Raw genomic sequence first — 15922 nt, forward strand, 5'->3', positions numbered from 1 at the left:
GTTAGCCTCCGTGCTTTTGCTTGTAGTCTGCAATAGCGGCTTTAATGGCATCTTCAGCCAAAATAGAACAGTGAATTTTCACTGGTGGCAATGCCAATTCTTGCGCAATGTCGGTATTTTTGATTTGCTGCGCTTCGTCTAAGCTTTTGCCTTTAACCCACTCAGTTACTAGCGAGCTAGATGCAATAGCGCTACCACAACCATAGGTTTTAAACTTAGCGTCTTCAATAATACCGGCAGCGTTAACTTTAATTTGCAGCTTCATTACGTCGCCGCACGCTGGTGCTCCTACCATACCGGTAGCAACAGTGGCGTCATCTTTGTCAAATGAACCAACGTTACGTGGGTTTTCGTAGTGATCAATTACTTTATTACTGTATGCCATGATAGTTACCTCTTATGCAGCTAGCGCGCTTAGTGCGCAACCCAAGCCACAGTGTTTAAATCGATACCGTCTTTATACATATCCCAAAGCGGCGACATATCTCGTAACTTTTCAATTGCTTGATGCACAATTTTAATGGTGTGATCAATTTGTTGTTCGGTAGTAAAGCGGCCAATACTGAAACGGATAGAACTGTGAGCCAATTCATCACTCATACCTAGCGCGCGCAGCACATAAGAAGGCTCTAAGCTAGCAGAAGTACAAGCAGAACCTGATGATACCGCAATATCTTTTAGCGCCATTATCAGTGACTCACCTTCAACATAGTTAAAACTAATGTTGGTAATATGCGGTACACGCTGTTCGCGGTGCCCGTTTAAAAACACCTGTTCAATATCTTTTACGCCATTTAATAAGCGGTCACGCAGTGTGGTAATGCGTTTTATTTCGTCGTGCATTTCTAACTTGGCAATTCGAAACGCTTCACCCATAGCCACAATTTGGTGAGTCGGTAACGTGCCTGAACGCATACCACGTTCATGGCCGCCACCGTGCATTTGCGCTTCTAAACGGATGCGTGGTTTACGACGCACAAATAATGCGCCAATGCCTTTAGGGCCGTATACTTTATGGCCTGAGAACGACATTAAATCTACTTTTAATGCTTGCAGGTCAATATCTACTTTGCCCGGCGCTTGCGCCGCATCAACGTGCAGTAAAATACCTTTGCTGCGGCAGAATTCACCAATAGCCGCAATATCTTGCACCACGCCAATTTCGTTATTAACGAACATCACGCTAAGTACCGTAGTGTCTTTACGTATTGCGGCTTCTAGCATAGCAATAGTAATTAGGCCGTCGGTTTGTGGTTCAAGGTAAGTTACTTCATACCCTTCGCGCTCTAGCTGACGCATGGTATCTAAAGTGGCTTTATGTTCGGTTTTAACCGTGATCAGATGTTTACCTTTTTTGTGGTAAAAATCAGCGGCGCCTTTAATCGCTAAATTAATAGACTCCGTGGCGCCTGAGGTAAATACAATTTCACGCGGGTCGGCATTAACCAAATCAGCAATCTGGCTGCGGGCAATTTCTACCGCTTCTTCAGCTTGCCAGCCAAAACGATGCGAACGTGATGCAGGGTTACCAAACTCGCCGTCCATAGTTAAAAACTGCATCATTTTTTCTGCTACCCGAGTGTCGACTGGGGTAGTTGCAGCGTAATCCAGATAAATAGGTAGCTTCATTCTTTGCTCCGTGTTGCCTACAGCTGGCAGCTAACTTTAATATCAGTTGCCGGGTTCTTTGCAATGCGGCCATTTTGCCGTTTTGCTAGGGTCTGTACATCTTGCTGGTTTACCAGCTCACCCAGCGTAATGCTGGTTAGGAAATCTTGTATGCGATGACTAAGGTCGCTCCACAAGGTATGCGTTAAACAGCGTGCACCACTTTGGCAGTCCGACTTACCCTGACACCGAGTTGCGTCAACAGACTCATCTACTGCAGCAATAACGTCTGACACCGATATAGCAATAGCTTCACGGCTTAATTGATAACCGCCACCTGGGCCGCGCACACTGTTTACTAAACCTTGCTTACGTAAGCGAGCAAACAATTGTTCAAGATACGATAAAGAAATACCTTGTCGTTCAGAAATATCGGCCAATGACACTGGCCCACTTGCTGTGTGTAAGGCCACATCTAACATGGCCGTTACCGCATAGCGGCCCTTCGACGTTAATCTCATGGTTTGCTCCCTGAAAACAGTGCCACTATTTTACTTTCTTGACTAATTTAGTCAAGTATTAATAACCTAGTAATTTAGTCAAGTATTCAGGGCTAAGGTTCAGTTTAAATATCTGGGTCAAATGCTTCAACATCGCGCTGTCGCGCTTGTGCTGCACGCACTTCGGCCAGTTTGAAGTCTTCTTCTTCAATATTAACAACGGGCATCTGATCACAAACATTGCCGCCAAGCTGATTTACGCTATGGCACAACTCACCCACTTTGTTATCCAGCAATTGGATATGATCGAGCATTCTACCGATGGCATTTGCTACCGGATCAGGATTATCTGCCGCAACCGCATAGGCATCGAAGCCAAACTTCTGGGCTAATTGTTTACGCTCGGCGCTAACAGGGGTGTCGGCTTTGGCGACTATGCGTCCGGGTATACCAATAACAGTAGCGCCTGCCGGTACATCTTTTACCACTACCGCGTTTGAGCCAATACGCGCGTTTTCGCCAACCATTAAAGGCCCCAGCACTTTAGCGCCAGCACCAATTACTACGCCATTACCTAATGTTGGATGGCGCTTACCTGGGTTCCAGCTGGTTCCGCCTAAGGTTACGCCATGATATAGCGTTACATCGTCACCAATTTCAGCGGTTTCGCCTATTACTACGCCCATACCATGGTCGATAAAAAACCGGCGGCCTATTTTTGCGCCAGGGTGAATTTCTACACCGGTAAACCAACGCGCTAATGTGCTTAAAAACCGTGCTAACCACTTCCAATTTGCTTGCCATAACTTATGGCTAATGCGATGCCACCAAATTGCGTGCAGCCCGGGGTAGTTGGTTAATACTTCAAAGCTGCTGCGCGCCGCTGGATCACGCTCAAACACACTTTTGATATCTTCTCTGATACCAGAAAACATCGGCTACTCCTTGCTATTTGGTGTATTGCGACCAAAACGCTGCACCGACGTTAGTATGCCGCGTAATATATTGTATTCCGGCTCTTCAGGCCGGGCTCGCGTAAACAAACGTTTTAGTTTTGTCATTACTACACCTGGATGCTGCTTAATAATAAAGCCGGTGTCATTTAAGGTGGTTTCTAAATGCTGATAAAAACTCTGCATTTGCTCACTCGTTGGATAGGCGACATCATCTTCAACAACAGGCTGTTGCTGGCTTGGTAAAAAGGCCATGCGTAGCTCATAGCACACTATCTGCACCGCCATTGCCAAATTTAACGAGCTATATTCTGGGTTTGCCGGTATGCACACATGATAATTACACAGCTGCAGCTCTTCGTTACTTAAACCGCTACTTTCGCGGCCAAATACAATGGCAACCGGATGTGTTAGCGCTTCTTTTACTGCTAATTCTGCACAGTCACGCGGCTCTAGCATTGGCCAGCTTAGGGTTCTCGATCTCGCACTACTGCCAACCACTAAGCCACAATCGGTAATGGCCGCTTGCAGCGTGTCATATACTTTGGCATTGGCCAAAATGTCACTGGCCCCAGCGGAAAGTGCATAGGCTTGGCCATCTGGTAGCTCTTTGGGCGCGACTAAGCATAACTGCGACAAGCCCATCGTTTTCATGGCGCGCGCGACTGAACCTATATTACCGGTATGGGTTGTACCTACAAGAATGATACGGATTTGATCTAACATAAGGTTTCCCGCATAAAAGGGTAGGTATTCTAACACAGCAGAATGCAATTGTTGATGAGAAAATAGCAGTCTGGCCATCTAATGAAGACGATTTATCTGCCTGCATTTTCCACTTTTTGTTGCTACACTAACGCCTCATTTACGACAGGGATTTACGACAATGAAAACTATAAAACTTGCCACCGTATTATCTGCCTTACTGTTAACGCCATTAGCGATGGCGAATAATTATGCCGACGATTTACAACAAGCCGTTAAACATTCAACGCGCAGCGCCAGCAGCATTAGCCGTGACCAATATCGCCACCCTATTGAAACACTTACCTTTTTCGGCATAACACCCACTAGCACTGTGGTAGAAATTTCACCTGGTGCTGGCTGGTATAGCGAAATTTTAGCGCCATTGCTGGCCGTAAGCGGTACTTACTACGCCGCACACTTTCCGGCAGCAACTACCTCTGATTACTACAAGCGTGGCCGAGCGGCCTTTGTGGAAAAGTTAGCTAGCGATCCGGCTTATAACCGCGTGCAATTAACCGAATTTGCGCCAAACAACCATAGCAACATTGCTCCAGAAGGCAGCGCCGACGTGGTATTAACCTTCCGCAATTTGCATAACTGGTATAGCAATGGCGGTGACGATGGCATGGTCGCTATTTTTAAGGACTTTTATAAAACCCTAAAACCAGGTGGCGTACTTGGCGTAGTAGAACATCGTTTACCCGCTGATAAAATGACGGGCGACTGGATAAAAACCGGCTATTTTCCACAGCAACTGGCTATTTCTTTGGCCGAACAAGCGGGCTTTATATTTGAAGCTAGTAGCGAAATTAATGCTAACGCCAATGATAAGGCCGACTATACCGGCGGTGTATGGACCTTGCCACCAACCTTGCAATTAAAAGAGCAAGACAAAGAAAAGTACCTCGCTATTGGTGAAAGCGATAGAATGACCCTAAAGTTTCGCAAGCCTGTAGCTAAATAATTGTTAAATAAAAGACGGGAAGTTAAATGAAAGTATTGGTAATCGGCGGCGGCGGCCGCGAGCATGCGTTAGCATGGAAAGCGGCGCAATCTCCTTTGGTAACCCAAGTATTTGTCGCGCCAGGTAATGCGGGTACAGCACGTGAACCCAACCTAAAAAATGTAGCCATTGCAGCTGATGATATTTCTGCACTGTTAGCCTTTGCTCAGCAAGAAGCTATCGATTTAACCATCGTTGGCCCAGAAGCCCCATTAGCTAAAGGCATAGTCGATGTATTTCGCGCTGCAGGGTTAGCCATTTTTGGCCCAACCAAAGCCGCTGCGCAATTAGAAAGCTCAAAAGCTTTTGCCAAAGATTTTCTTGCTCGGCATAACATCCCAACCGCTGCTTACCAAACCTTTACCGAAACCGCGCCAGCTAAAGCCTTTGTGCAGCGGCTGGGTTTACCTATTGTAATTAAAGCCGATGGTTTAGCCGCAGGTAAAGGCGTAATTATTGCCAATACTGAAGCCGAAGCTTTTGCAGCCATTGACGACATGCTATCTGGCAATAAGTTTGGCGACGCCGGCAGCCGAGTAGTCGTAGAAGAGTTTTTAACTGGTGAAGAGGCATCGTTTATTGTCATGGTTGATGGCAAAACAGCACTGCCTTTTGCCTCATCGCAAGATCATAAAGCCAGAGATAACGGCGATAAAGGCCCAAATACCGGCGGCATGGGTGCCTATTCACCCGCGCCAGTTGTTACGCCAACTGTTCATGACTGGGTAATGCAACAGGTTATTTACCCTACGGTAAATGGTATGGCGGAAGAAGGCATTGTATTTACAGGGTTTTTATATGCTGGCTTAATGATCGCCCCCGATGGCAGTGCTAAAGTTCTTGAATTTAATTGCCGGTTTGGCGACCCAGAAACTCAACCTATCATGATGCGTTTAGAGTCTGATTTAGTGGCGTTATGCTTAGCCGCCTGCAAAGCAGAGTTAGCGGATAAACAGATTCAGTTTAGCCGACATGCCGCAGTAGGCGTTGTATTGGCGGCGGGTGGCTATCCTGACGACTATGCTAAAGGCAAGGTTATTCACGGCTTAGACCACGCAGACAGTGCTAATGCTAAAGTGTTTCATGCTGGCACCGAGTTAAAAAACAGTGTTGTCGTTACCAATGGTGGGCGTGTACTTTGTGCCACCGCTTTGGGTGAAAATGTTACTGCAGCACAACAAGCCGCTTATCAACTTGCTGATAAAGTAAGTTGGGACGGCATGTTTTGCCGCACCGACATTGGCTACCGTGCCATAGCGCGCGAACACAAATAATGAATAATGCCAGTAATACCAACGTTGCTGGCAAACTTATTACCACAGTTACATTTGTCGCAAAACTAACTGTGACTAGCGAAACAACCTTGTCACAGTGCTTTAATCCTTTCAGCCTATACTGCTTTTTTATCTCGAGAACACAGCATCATGAATAACGCATTTGTCTCACTCTCTTTGCTAAGCACGGCAATATTCTCTGGTGCAACTTTTGCGCAGTGTAACGCCGACTTTACTAGTATTTATACGATTCAAGGCACAGCTAAAAGTAGCGCTTTGCAAGGCCAACAACTGAGTACCCGAGGCGTAGTTACTGCGCAAATATACTTAGGTAGTAAAGCGGCCGGCATAACACTGCGCGCTATTGAACAAGGTAATGCGCAAGCTTCTGCTAGCCTGTTTATTGCCGATACTAACGCCGCCACCGCATACCAACCGGGGCAGCTGTTACAAATTAGCGGCATAGTTACTGAGTTACATAGCCAGACTAGCCTAATTGATATCAGTGATATTACGGTTTGTGATACTGGACTTAGTGTTACCGCCCGTGAGGTGCAGCTACCGCTAACCAGTATGAATGAATGGGAAAAGTTAGAAGGTGAGCTAATACAGTTTAGCCAAACACTTACCGTTAACGATACCTATGATCTGGGGCGCTACGGTGAAGTTATCCTTGCCGATAAACGTTTAATGGTTGCCACTGAAATTATGCAACCGGGGAAAAATGCCGCGGCACTAACAGAGCAACAACGATTACATACTGTAGTAGTAGACGATGGTTTATATCAACAAAACCCTGATCCGCTGCAATTTGGTGGTAAGACTTTAACCGCGGAAAATACTTTGCGTGTAGGTGACACGGTGCAGAATGTGCAAGGTGTTGTAGTGCAAGATGACCGAGGCTACCGCGTAGTACCCACTCGTACTCCGGTTTATATAGCCAGCAACCCTCGGCCAGAAAACCCTGCAGCAAAGCCGGCTAAAGCACTACGTATCGCCAGCTTTAACGTATTAAACTTTTTTAATGGCACAGATCAAACACCTAGCTTTCCAACCCGCCGTGGTGCCGACACCTTAGCTGAATTTGAGCGTCAACAAGCTAAAACCGTCACCGCGCTGGCCGCGTTAGATGCTGATGTAATTGGCCTGTTAGAAGTAGAGAACAATGGCTATGGCGCCAAAAGCGCACTAGCTAGCTTAACCACTGCACTGAATAAAGTAGCCACTAAACCCTACCGTTTTATTATTACTAGCGAGCAACCAGGTAACGACGTTATTAAGGTAGCACTGCTGTATCGCCCGGCTACCGTAGGCGTTGAAGGCAAAGCGGCGATGCTATTTAATAAACCTTTTGACTGGGGCAGCCGTCCGCCGCTGGCACAAAGTTTCCGCCATCTAGCAAGTAATGAACTGGTTACAGTAAGCATTAACCATTTTAAATCTAAAGGCAGTTGCCCTAAAGATCGCAGCACAAAAAATGCCGACCAACACGATGGCCAAGGCTGTTGGAATGCGTTACGCACTACGTCAGCCCAAGCGTTAAGCGACTGGTTAAAAACACAACCGACCGGTGTAAAAACCAATAAACAAATTATTCTTGGTGATTTAAATGCCTATCGTATGGAAGATCCAGTACAAGCGCTGCGCGACGAAAACTGGCAGTATTTGCATAACAAAGATACCGAGCAATATTCATTTGTGTATCGCGGCCGCAGTGGCTCGTTAGATCATGCGTTAGCCAGCCCTGAATTAGCAAAACAGTTAAAAACACTGCAACACTGGACCATCAATGCTGATGAACCTACGGCCTTAGATTACAACCTTGAGTTTAAAAGCAATGACCAACAACAGCAGCTATACGCACCAAACCCGTATCGCTCGTCAGATCACGACCCGCTAATCGCAACCTTTGAGTTTTAATATATCTTTATAGCCAGCAAGCAGTTAGCACTGTTTACTGGCTAGTTATACCTGCTTAACCGAATAAAGAGTTGCACCCGGTTTGCCTGTTGCTTTAAGGTAAGGTTCAGTTAAAGCAGCAGGAAGGGTCTATGTCTCATAAAAATCCGATTATTGCCATTACCGGTTCGTCCGGTGCGGGCACCACCACTACCACCAATGCTTTTCAGCATATATTCCGCACTCTAGACATAGATGCAGCCTTTGTTGAAGGCGATTCTTTTCACCGCTTTAGCCGCCAAGAAATGGAAGTCGCCATTCGTAAAGCTAAAGAACAAGGCCGCCATATTAGCTACTTTGGTGCAGAGGCTAACGACTTTGGTGCATTAGAAAACTTCTTCGCTAGCTATGCAGAAACCGGCAGTAGCAAAATTCGTCACTATTTACACACCTTTGATGACGCCGTCCCCTTTAACCAACTCCCAGGCACCTTTACACCATGGCAAGATTTGCGCCCTAATACCGATCTATTGTTTTATGAAGGCTTACACGGTGGCGCAGTAACTGACGAACACGATGTTGCCCAGCATGTTGACTTACTGATTGGCATGGTGCCCATTGTTAATCTAGAGTGGATCCAGAAAATTATCCGTGACACCTCAGAGCGCGGCCATTCTCGCGAAGCCGTACAAGCCAGTATCGTGCGCAGTATGGATGATTATATAAACCATATTACGCCACAGTTTTCGCGCACTCATATCAATTTTCAGCGCGTGCCTACGGTAGATACCTCTAACCCCTTTAGTGCTAAAGACATTCCTTCATTGGATGAAAGCTTTGTGGTGATCCGCTTTCGCGGCATTAAGCATGTCGATTTCCCTTATTACCTGCAAATGATTAACGGCTCGTTTATGTCGCGGGTAAATACCTTGGTGGTGCCAGGTGGCAAAATGGGCTTAGCCATGGAGCTTATTTTAACGCCATTGGTAGAAGAACTGATGATAAAACGTCGGCAAGCGCGAGGCCAAGTTGACTGGCTGGGTACCTAATTCAGCAACATTAGTACTAACAGTAAGAGAGCCTAAAACACCTCATTTACTAACAATCACACTGGTTATAAAAGCATCAACCTATAAATTTTATTCGCACCAGTGTGCATGGCAGCACAGCCCTAAGTTTACAAAACTCCATTTTTCAGCCGTTTAGCGAATGTCAAGACGGCAAAGGCCAGTAAATTTATACTTTTGTTTAAATAATAACCTTTTCTTTAGTGGCAAAAATCCGTAAACTTGGCGCCCCTTAAGGGTAGAGCCTTGGATTCAGTGGTGCGCATAGGTCCATATCAGTTAGCGAACAAGGTAATTTGCGCCCCGATGGCTGGGGTAACCGATCATACTTTTCGCGAGCTTTGTCGGCGTTTTGGTGCAGCTTTGGCTGTGTCTGAAATGCTGTCGAGTAACCCACTGGTATGGCAAAGCGAAAAATCACAAAATCGCATGGGCCACCGGCAGGAGTCAGGTATTCGTTCAGTGCAAATTGCTGGAGCGGATCCACAACAAATGGCTGAAGCAGCCCAGTACAATGTCGATATCGGCGCCGATATTATTGACATTAACATGGGTTGTCCGGCAAAAAAAGTGAATAAAAAACTGGCGGGCTCAGCCCTATTGCAGTATCCCGATTTAGTGCAGCAGATCGTGCGCGCTGTGGTCGATGCGGTAAAAGTACCTGTTACTTTAAAAATTCGCACCGGCTGGGATACCGACAACAGAAATGGCATTCAGATCGCCCGTATTGCGCAAGACAACGGCATACAGGCACTGGCTGTACACGGCAGGACTCGTACCTGCATGTACAAGGGTGAAGCGGAATATGACACCATCCGCACCATAAAACAAAGTGTGTCTATACCGGTTATTGCCAATGGCGATATTACCGGACCGGAAAAAGCGCGCCAGGTGCTGGATTACACCGGTGCCGACGCCATCATGATTGGTCGCGCGGCACAAGGTCGGCCTTGGATTTTCCGTGAAGTGGTGCACTACTTGGCCACTGGCGACAAACTGGCGCCACCCGCAATCGCGGAAGTGCGTCAGATAATGCTGGAACATGTGCAGGGTTTACACCAGCTTTATGGTGAGCATGCCGGTTACCGCATTGCCCGCAAACATGTGGGCTGGTATTTAGCCGAGCACGATACGCTCGGTGTGTTTCGTAGTGAATTCAATGGTATTGAGTGTGCTAAACAGCAGCTTGACGCCTTAAATGACTATTTTTATCAACTAGCAGCAACCTAACGTAAAAGAGAAAAGCAATGTTTAATTCGAACGTTACTTCGCCATTTATTACTAACGCCCACGTACAAACGCAGGAAAAGCCGCAAGCGCTAAGCAATGCAGCACAGAAAGCCGTAGCAAATTACCTGCAGCAATTAAACGGTCAGGACGTTGACGACTTATATGAACTGGTATTATCTGAATTAGAGCGTCCGTTACTGGAAGAGGTGATGAAATATACTCGCGGTAATCAAACCCGCGCAGCCAACCTGATGGGCATTAACCGTGGTACGCTGCGTAAAAAGCTAAAACAGTACGGCATGAGTTAACCAATGCGCGGGACCACCCCGCGCCATCAAGCACCTTCGGGTGCTTTTTTTATGAGAGTTTAAGCATTATGACACGAAGACCAATCCGCCGCGCACTGCTAAGTGTGTCTGACAAAACCGGTATTGTAGAATTTGCTCGCGCCTTGGCCGCGCAGCAGGTAGAAATTCTGTCTACCGGTGGTACTGCTAAATTACTTGCTGAGCAAGGTATTAAGGTTATTGAAGTTTCTGACTATACCGGACACCCAGAAATTATGGATGGCCGCGTAAAAACATTACACCCGAAAATACATGGCGGCATACTAGCCCGTCGTGGCATAGACGAAGCAGTAATGGCAGACAATAGCATTGGCCCAATTGACTTAGTGGTAGTGAACTTATACCCGTTTGCTAGCACTGTAGCTAAAGCGGGTTGCACCCTTGAAGATGCCATTGAAAATATCGATATTGGTGGTCCAACTATGGTACGTGCTGCTGCGAAAAACCATAAAGATGTCACCATTATTGTTAACGCTAAAGACTACAGTGCAGTTATCGCTGAAATGCAAGCAAACGGTGGTGCAACTAGCCACACTACTCGCTTTAGCTTAGCCATAAGTGCATTTGAGCACACCGCCCAGTACGACGGCATGATTGCTAACTACTTTGGCGCTATGTTGCCGGCGTACGATGCACCGACAGATCCGGCCAATAAGTTTCCTCGCACCTTTAACAGCCAGTTTATGAAAAAGCAGGACTTACGCTACGGTGAAAATAGCCACCAAAGCGCCGCTTTTTATGTCCAAGACAATGCAACTGAAGCCTCAGTGTCTACCGCTAAACAGTTACAAGGCAAAGCACTGTCATACAATAACATTGCCGATACCGACGCTGCGCTTGAGTGCGTAAAAGAATTTGCTGAACCTGCCTGTGTTATCGTTAAACACGCGAACCCTTGTGGTGTCGCCATTGGCGATTCTATATTAGCCGCGTATAACCGTGCCTACCAAACCGACCCTACCTCAGCGTTTGGTGGCATTATCGCCTTTAACCGCGAGCTAGACGAAACCACGGCGCAAGAGATTGTTAACCGGCAGTTTGTCGAAGTAATTATTGCCCCTAGCGCCACCGATGCTGCGGTAGCCGTGATTAGCACTAAGCCAAACGTACGCTTATTAGTGTGTGGCGAATTTAGTGCTGCCGCGCCAACGGTAGACATTAAGCAGGTTAACGGTGGCATCTTATTGCAAGACCGTGATCAAGCTAGCGTTACCGCTGCTGATTTAAAAGTTGTAACCAAGCGCCAACCCACCGAACAAGAGTTAACCGACTTACTGTTTTGCTGGAAAGTGGCTAAGTTTGTTAAGTCCAATGCCATTGTCTATGTAAAAGACAGCATGACTATTGGTGTTGGTGCTGGCCAGATGAGCCGCGTATACAGTGCTAAAATAGCCGGAATTAAAGCCGCAGACGAGCAGCTAGAGGTTAAAGGTTCAGTTATGGCCTCTGACGCCTTCTTTCCGTTTCGCGACGGTATCGACGCTGCTGCAGCTGCAGGCATTACTGCCGTTATTCAGCCCGGCGGTTCAATGCGCGACGCTGAAGTTGTTGCCGCAGCCGACGAGCACAATATGGCTATGGTATTTACTGGCATTCGTCATTTTCGCCATTAAGTTCATTGCGTTATTGCTAAAAGGCCGCATTGCGGCCTTTTTTCTGCCTTAGCACTTGAAACACACCAAACGCACCTCATAGTATTTATATAGTACTAACGCTAGCTATTCATAATGCTTATACCCACTAACACGGGTTAGAGCTTGAGTATCAGGCCAGCTTTGCTAGGCTTTAGCCTTAGCAGAAAAAGGAAATTAAATATGGCGCAATGGCTTAGCTGCACAGTTACAGATAATCATCACTGGCACGCCAATTTATTCAGCCTCAAAGTAAAGGCGCCGCACTTTGACTTTATTGCAGGTCAATTTGTGCGTTTAGCCCTAGATACCCCTAGCGGCAGAGTGCAGCGTGCTTATTCGCTGGTAAATAGCCCAGGCCAGAATGAGCTCGAGTTTTTAGTTAGCACCGTGGCAGACGGCAACCTATCCCCGCTGTTACAGCAGCTTAAAATGGGCGACAACATTGAGGTAAGCCAACCGGCTTCAGGCTTCTTCATTTTAGACGAAGTGCCAGACGGTAATAATTTATGGCTTATTTCTAGCGGCACCGGCATAGGCCCCTATTTATCGATGTTAGGCACCCATGGCATATGGCAGCGCTTTAAACATATAGTGTTAGTGCATACCGTGCGCACCGTCGCTGATTTAGCCTATCGCGAGTATATTCACAACTGTCAGCGACAATACCCAGGCCAGTTGTATTATCAACCAATAGTTACCCGTGAAGCGCATTCTGGAGCTTTAGATAAGCGCATACCTGAGCTAATACAAACTAATGAATTACAACATGCATGCGCTCAAACACTAGACGAGCAGTCACAGATTATGTTGTGTGGTAATCCGCAAATGATTACCGAAACCAGAACGCTATTGGAAACGATGGGGCTGAAGAAAAATTTACGCCGAGCACCTGGCAATATTACTGTTGAGCAATATTGGAAGTAGCGGAAGTAATGGAAGTAATGGAAGTAACGTAACGCTAGCGCTTAAACGGCGCTAGCTTCTGCTAGGTATCAGCATTATCGTACTCATCGTCAGATAACAATAAAACGCCGACAGTAATAATGCGTTGCCCTACCATATCGCGGACATATAATTGCATATCGGTAAAGTTAGCAACCGCATCAAGTTCTGGTGCCGATGTTAGAGTTTTCTTTAGCACTTGCTCTAAGCTATCATCATCGTCGGCCGCTAATTTAATACCATAAGAATGCTCTAAATCGGCAACCCTAGTACTGCCTTTAATTGTTAGCTCGCGTGCCGGTAACTCATTGCTTTCATCATCACCTATAGTGGCAGAAAATACGCAATCGACAAAGCTACGGGTGCCGGGTTTTAACACAATAAATAAATGATCATCTGCACACAACAGCGTTGAGCCTCTTGGTGCGATCACGGTATTGTTCCGAGTAATCATGGCCACTACCGTATTATCTGGGAGCGCCATTTGCGATAGTCTACGTCCTACCGCTCGCGATGTTGTTCCTAAGGTATATTCAACAATATCAGCGTCAACTTCACCTAAGGCGGTAATTTCTAAAGTGGCGGCAGGCGTAGCTGGCGGCGGTATGGTTAATTTTAGTTTTCTAGCCGCCCAAGGCAAAGTTGAGCCTTGTACCGTGGCTGAAATTAACACGACAAAAAATACTACGTTAAAAATCAGCGCCGCGCCGGGTAACTCATACAGTAGTGGAAATATCGCGAGAATAATTGGCACAGAACCGCGCAAACCAACCCAAGAGACTAAAGTGATCTCGCGACGGTTAAAGCCAAATAGTGCTAAGAACGGCACCACGGCCAAAGGCCGCGCAATAAAAATTAATACTAAGGCAATAATTAACCCTTCAAACCAGACATCTAATAAAGATGATGGGTTAATTAATAAACCTAGCACCACGAACATGGTTATTTGGCTTAACCAAGCCAAACCGTCGTGGAATAAAAAGGTACTACGCTGAAAGACAAACCGGCTGTTACCTATTACCACACCAGTAATAAAAATTGCTAAAAAGCCACTACCGCCAATATTAGCCGCAATACCAAACGACAATAAACCGCAAGCTGCAACCATTACCGGATATAAACCCGAAGCAACCAACTGAATTTTATTAATCATTTTAACCGATAGCCAACCCACCGCCAGACCTACGATGGCACCTAAACCCATTTGCGATAAAAACATTAGCAATAAGCCTGTACCAGGCTGCATATCGTGCATTAAAATTTCTAACATACCCACGGTCAAAAAAATCGCCATAGGGTCGTTAGACGCACTTTCTATTTCTAAGGTTGCTTTAAGCTTTTTATTTAAATTAATACCCGCATTGCGCAATAGTGCAAACACTGCCGCGGCATCCGTAGAGCCAACAATGGCACCCAGCAATAAGCCATTTAATAAGGGAATATCCAAAACGTAAGCTGCGGCAACTCCAGTTACTGCCGCGGTAATAAGCACGCCCAAAGTGGCTAAGGTTGCCGCGGGGCGCCAAACTTTTTTAATGGCTCGTAAGGGTGTTTGTAAACCACCATCAAATAATATCATGGCTAAGGCTAAGGTACCCAACGCATGTGCCGCACCAGCATTGTCAAAAACAATACCGCCGGGGCCATCTTCACCGGCTAGCATACCCACCAATAAAAACAGCACTAACACCGGCAAGCCTAACCGAGCGGATAACTTACTCGACATGATGCCAAATAAGATCAGTACCGCCGCCAACAATATAATATGGTCAATCACAAACATTCAGGGTTCTCATTCTTAGCTAAGACTAGCCGATTTTTGTTAGAGATAGGAATAATATAGCAGGTATATATGGGCTTACTACTTGAATTTCAAGTTAATTATGAGAGCCAGTTTAGCAGTTAAAATATCCCGGCCAGTGATCTGAGTAAACCGTTATGCAAAGGTAGCTCAGCGTCTTTCCACTCTAAGTTAGCTTTATTAGCAAAACTGACGACTTTAATCTGGTACTTACGCATGTCAGTATCACGCTGCCATAACTGAGTAAAAGCGCCGCTGCTGCCTTGTAATAACCGGTGTTCAGTATACTCTTTTACTTTTTGTTCTGAATCTGGCGATATACGTTCGGCTATTTGCACATCAGTAAGCATGGTGTAGTACTTGTCTTTAACTAACTGATTACCTATATATTCCGCTCCAGCAAAAGCCGCTAGTACCACCAAGGCTCGGGCAATATCTTTACCATCTAAATTTGTACCGACCGAGGTATCAACAAATACGGCTGCACCTTGGTTGTAGCGGTTATCACTTTGCTGCGAGGTTTCGCGCGGTGGTGGTGCCATGCCCGGCTGCAACAACGCGTGAGTCTCTTCTGGGGTCATACCATACTCGGCTGCCAATACGATGTCAGGGCGCTCTTTTAGTACAGTGCGTACATTTACTTGCAGCCAATATTGCGCGCTAAGCGGTGAATCAACAATCAAATAACCACGCTGCAACATAAAGCCACGTACGTCGTCAGCTAACGGTAAGGTATATTCGGCGGTGGTATTTTTAATATCGAGATAAATAGTACGCTGTTCTGGCTCAACCGGGTCTAAGTATACCGTTTGGCTCATACGTGTTTGCACGTCTAACCGACGCTTGGCAACTGACGTATGCACTGCGGTGCAGGCGGTTAATACCTGCACCAGTAACAATAAAAAAACCACGCGCAT

The 15922-nt window shown here is 46.3% G+C and carries 15 protein-coding genes; 8 read left to right on the forward strand and 7 right to left on the reverse strand.

Features of this window, described 5'->3' with window-relative positions; genetic code table 11:
• Position 1 precedes the first annotated feature (1 nt).
• The 5 genes from iscU to trmJ form a co-directional block, all read right to left on the reverse strand.
• Positions 2–385: a Fe-S cluster assembly scaffold IscU gene (gene iscU / locus E0Z06_RS12705; RefSeq protein ID WP_132585261.1), complete on the reverse strand. Its 384-nt coding sequence runs from the start codon at positions 383–385 to the stop codon at positions 2–4.
• 29 nt (positions 386–414) lie between these two features.
• On the reverse strand, positions 415–1629 hold the full coding sequence (locus E0Z06_RS12710; RefSeq protein WP_132585264.1) for an IscS subfamily cysteine desulfurase: 1215 nt from the start codon (positions 1627–1629) through the stop codon (positions 415–417).
• Positions 1630–1646: 17 nt separating this feature from the next.
• Positions 1647–2129 (reverse strand): Fe-S cluster assembly transcriptional regulator IscR, encoded by a 483-nt coding sequence (gene iscR, locus E0Z06_RS12715; RefSeq protein WP_132585267.1) that lies wholly within the window; start codon positions 2127–2129, stop codon positions 1647–1649.
• 104 nt (positions 2130–2233) lie between these two features.
• Entirely contained in the window at positions 2234–3043 is an 810-nt protein-coding gene (cysE, locus tag E0Z06_RS12720; RefSeq protein WP_132585270.1) for a serine O-acetyltransferase, read from the reverse strand.
• Between the two features lie 3 nt (positions 3044–3046).
• Positions 3047–3787 (reverse strand): tRNA (cytosine(32)/uridine(32)-2'-O)-methyltransferase TrmJ, encoded by a 741-nt coding sequence (gene trmJ, locus E0Z06_RS12725; protein ID WP_132585273.1) that lies wholly within the window; start codon positions 3785–3787, stop codon positions 3047–3049.
• 160 nt (positions 3788–3947) lie between these two features.
• Here trmJ and E0Z06_RS12730 point away from each other — a divergent pair, with 160 nt between their 5' ends.
• From E0Z06_RS12730 to E0Z06_RS12765, 8 genes are all read left to right on the forward strand, one after another.
• Positions 3948–4772 (forward strand): class I SAM-dependent methyltransferase, encoded by an 825-nt coding sequence (locus E0Z06_RS12730; RefSeq protein ID WP_132585276.1) that lies wholly within the window; start codon positions 3948–3950, stop codon positions 4770–4772.
• A 26-nt stretch (positions 4773–4798) separates the two neighbouring features.
• A complete protein-coding gene (purD, locus tag E0Z06_RS12735) occupies positions 4799–6085 on the forward strand; it encodes a phosphoribosylamine--glycine ligase (RefSeq protein WP_132585279.1) in 1287 nt (428 codons plus the stop codon).
• A 150-nt stretch (positions 6086–6235) separates the two neighbouring features.
• Complete coding sequence (locus tag E0Z06_RS12740) at positions 6236–8005, forward strand: ExeM/NucH family extracellular endonuclease (RefSeq protein WP_132585282.1); 1770 nt, start codon at positions 6236–6238, stop codon at positions 8003–8005.
• 131 nt (positions 8006–8136) lie between these two features.
• Positions 8137–9033, forward strand: a complete 897-nt coding sequence (locus E0Z06_RS12745; protein WP_132585285.1) for a phosphoribulokinase — start codon at positions 8137–8139, stop codon at positions 9031–9033.
• 276 nt (positions 9034–9309) lie between these two features.
• Positions 9310–10281, forward strand: a complete 972-nt coding sequence (gene dusB / locus E0Z06_RS12750) for a tRNA dihydrouridine synthase DusB (protein ID WP_132585288.1) — start codon at positions 9310–9312, stop codon at positions 10279–10281.
• A 17-nt stretch (positions 10282–10298) separates the two neighbouring features.
• Entirely contained in the window at positions 10299–10589 is a 291-nt protein-coding gene (gene fis, locus E0Z06_RS12755) for a DNA-binding transcriptional regulator Fis (protein ID WP_132585291.1), read from the forward strand.
• A gap of 68 nt (positions 10590–10657) precedes the next feature.
• On the forward strand, positions 10658–12241 hold the full coding sequence (purH, locus tag E0Z06_RS12760) for a bifunctional phosphoribosylaminoimidazolecarboxamide formyltransferase/IMP cyclohydrolase (RefSeq protein ID WP_207903087.1): 1584 nt from the start codon (positions 10658–10660) through the stop codon (positions 12239–12241).
• Positions 12242–12442: 201 nt separating this feature from the next.
• Positions 12443–13186, forward strand: coding sequence for a ferredoxin--NADP reductase (locus E0Z06_RS12765; RefSeq protein WP_132585297.1), 744 nt, complete (start codon positions 12443–12445; stop codon positions 13184–13186).
• A 61-nt stretch (positions 13187–13247) separates the two neighbouring features.
• On the opposite strand, the gene E0Z06_RS12770 is transcribed toward E0Z06_RS12765, so the two are convergent.
• Positions 13248–14987: a potassium/proton antiporter gene (locus E0Z06_RS12770; RefSeq protein ID WP_132585300.1), complete on the reverse strand. Its 1740-nt coding sequence runs from the start codon at positions 14985–14987 to the stop codon at positions 13248–13250.
• Between the two features lie 119 nt (positions 14988–15106).
• On the reverse strand, positions 15107–15922 hold the full coding sequence (gene traT, locus E0Z06_RS12775) for a complement resistance protein TraT (RefSeq protein ID WP_132585303.1): 816 nt from the start codon (positions 15920–15922) through the stop codon (positions 15107–15109).

Source organism: Rheinheimera sp. D18, from assembly GCF_004345025.1.
GTDB lineage: Bacteria > Pseudomonadota > Gammaproteobacteria > Enterobacterales > Alteromonadaceae > Alishewanella > Alishewanella metallidurans.

Bases quoted from the DNA above. Each gene is read 5' to 3' on its own strand.
- iscU (WP_132585261.1), bottom strand. From the start codon at position 385: ATGGCATACAGTAATAAAGTAATTGATCACTACGAAAACCCACGTAAC.
- E0Z06_RS12710 (WP_132585264.1), bottom strand. From the start codon at position 1,629: ATGAAGCTACCTATTTATCTGGATTACGCTGCAACTACCCCAGTCGAC.
- iscR (WP_132585267.1), bottom strand. From the start codon at position 2,129: ATGAGATTAACGTCGAAGGGCCGCTATGCGGTAACGGCCATGTTAGAT.
- cysE (WP_132585270.1), bottom strand. From the start codon at position 3,043: ATGTTTTCTGGTATCAGAGAAGATATCAAAAGTGTGTTTGAGCGTGAT.
- trmJ (WP_132585273.1), bottom strand. From the start codon at position 3,787: ATGTTAGATCAAATCCGTATCATTCTTGTAGGTACAACCCATACCGGT.
- E0Z06_RS12730 (WP_132585276.1), top strand. From the start codon at position 3,948: ATGAAAACTATAAAACTTGCCACCGTATTATCTGCCTTACTGTTAACG.
- purD (WP_132585279.1), top strand. From the start codon at position 4,799: ATGAAAGTATTGGTAATCGGCGGCGGCGGCCGCGAGCATGCGTTAGCA.
- E0Z06_RS12740 (WP_132585282.1), top strand. From the start codon at position 6,236: ATGAATAACGCATTTGTCTCACTCTCTTTGCTAAGCACGGCAATATTC.
- E0Z06_RS12745 (WP_132585285.1), top strand. From the start codon at position 8,137: ATGTCTCATAAAAATCCGATTATTGCCATTACCGGTTCGTCCGGTGCG.
- fis (WP_132585291.1), top strand. From the start codon at position 10,299: ATGTTTAATTCGAACGTTACTTCGCCATTTATTACTAACGCCCACGTA.
- purH (WP_207903087.1), top strand. From the start codon at position 10,658: ATGACACGAAGACCAATCCGCCGCGCACTGCTAAGTGTGTCTGACAAA.
- E0Z06_RS12765 (WP_132585297.1), top strand. From the start codon at position 12,443: ATGGCGCAATGGCTTAGCTGCACAGTTACAGATAATCATCACTGGCAC.
- E0Z06_RS12770 (WP_132585300.1), bottom strand. From the start codon at position 14,987: ATGTTTGTGATTGACCATATTATATTGTTGGCGGCGGTACTGATCTTA.
- traT (WP_132585303.1), bottom strand. From the start codon at position 15,922: ATGCGCGTGGTTTTTTTATTGTTACTGGTGCAGGTATTAACCGCCTGC.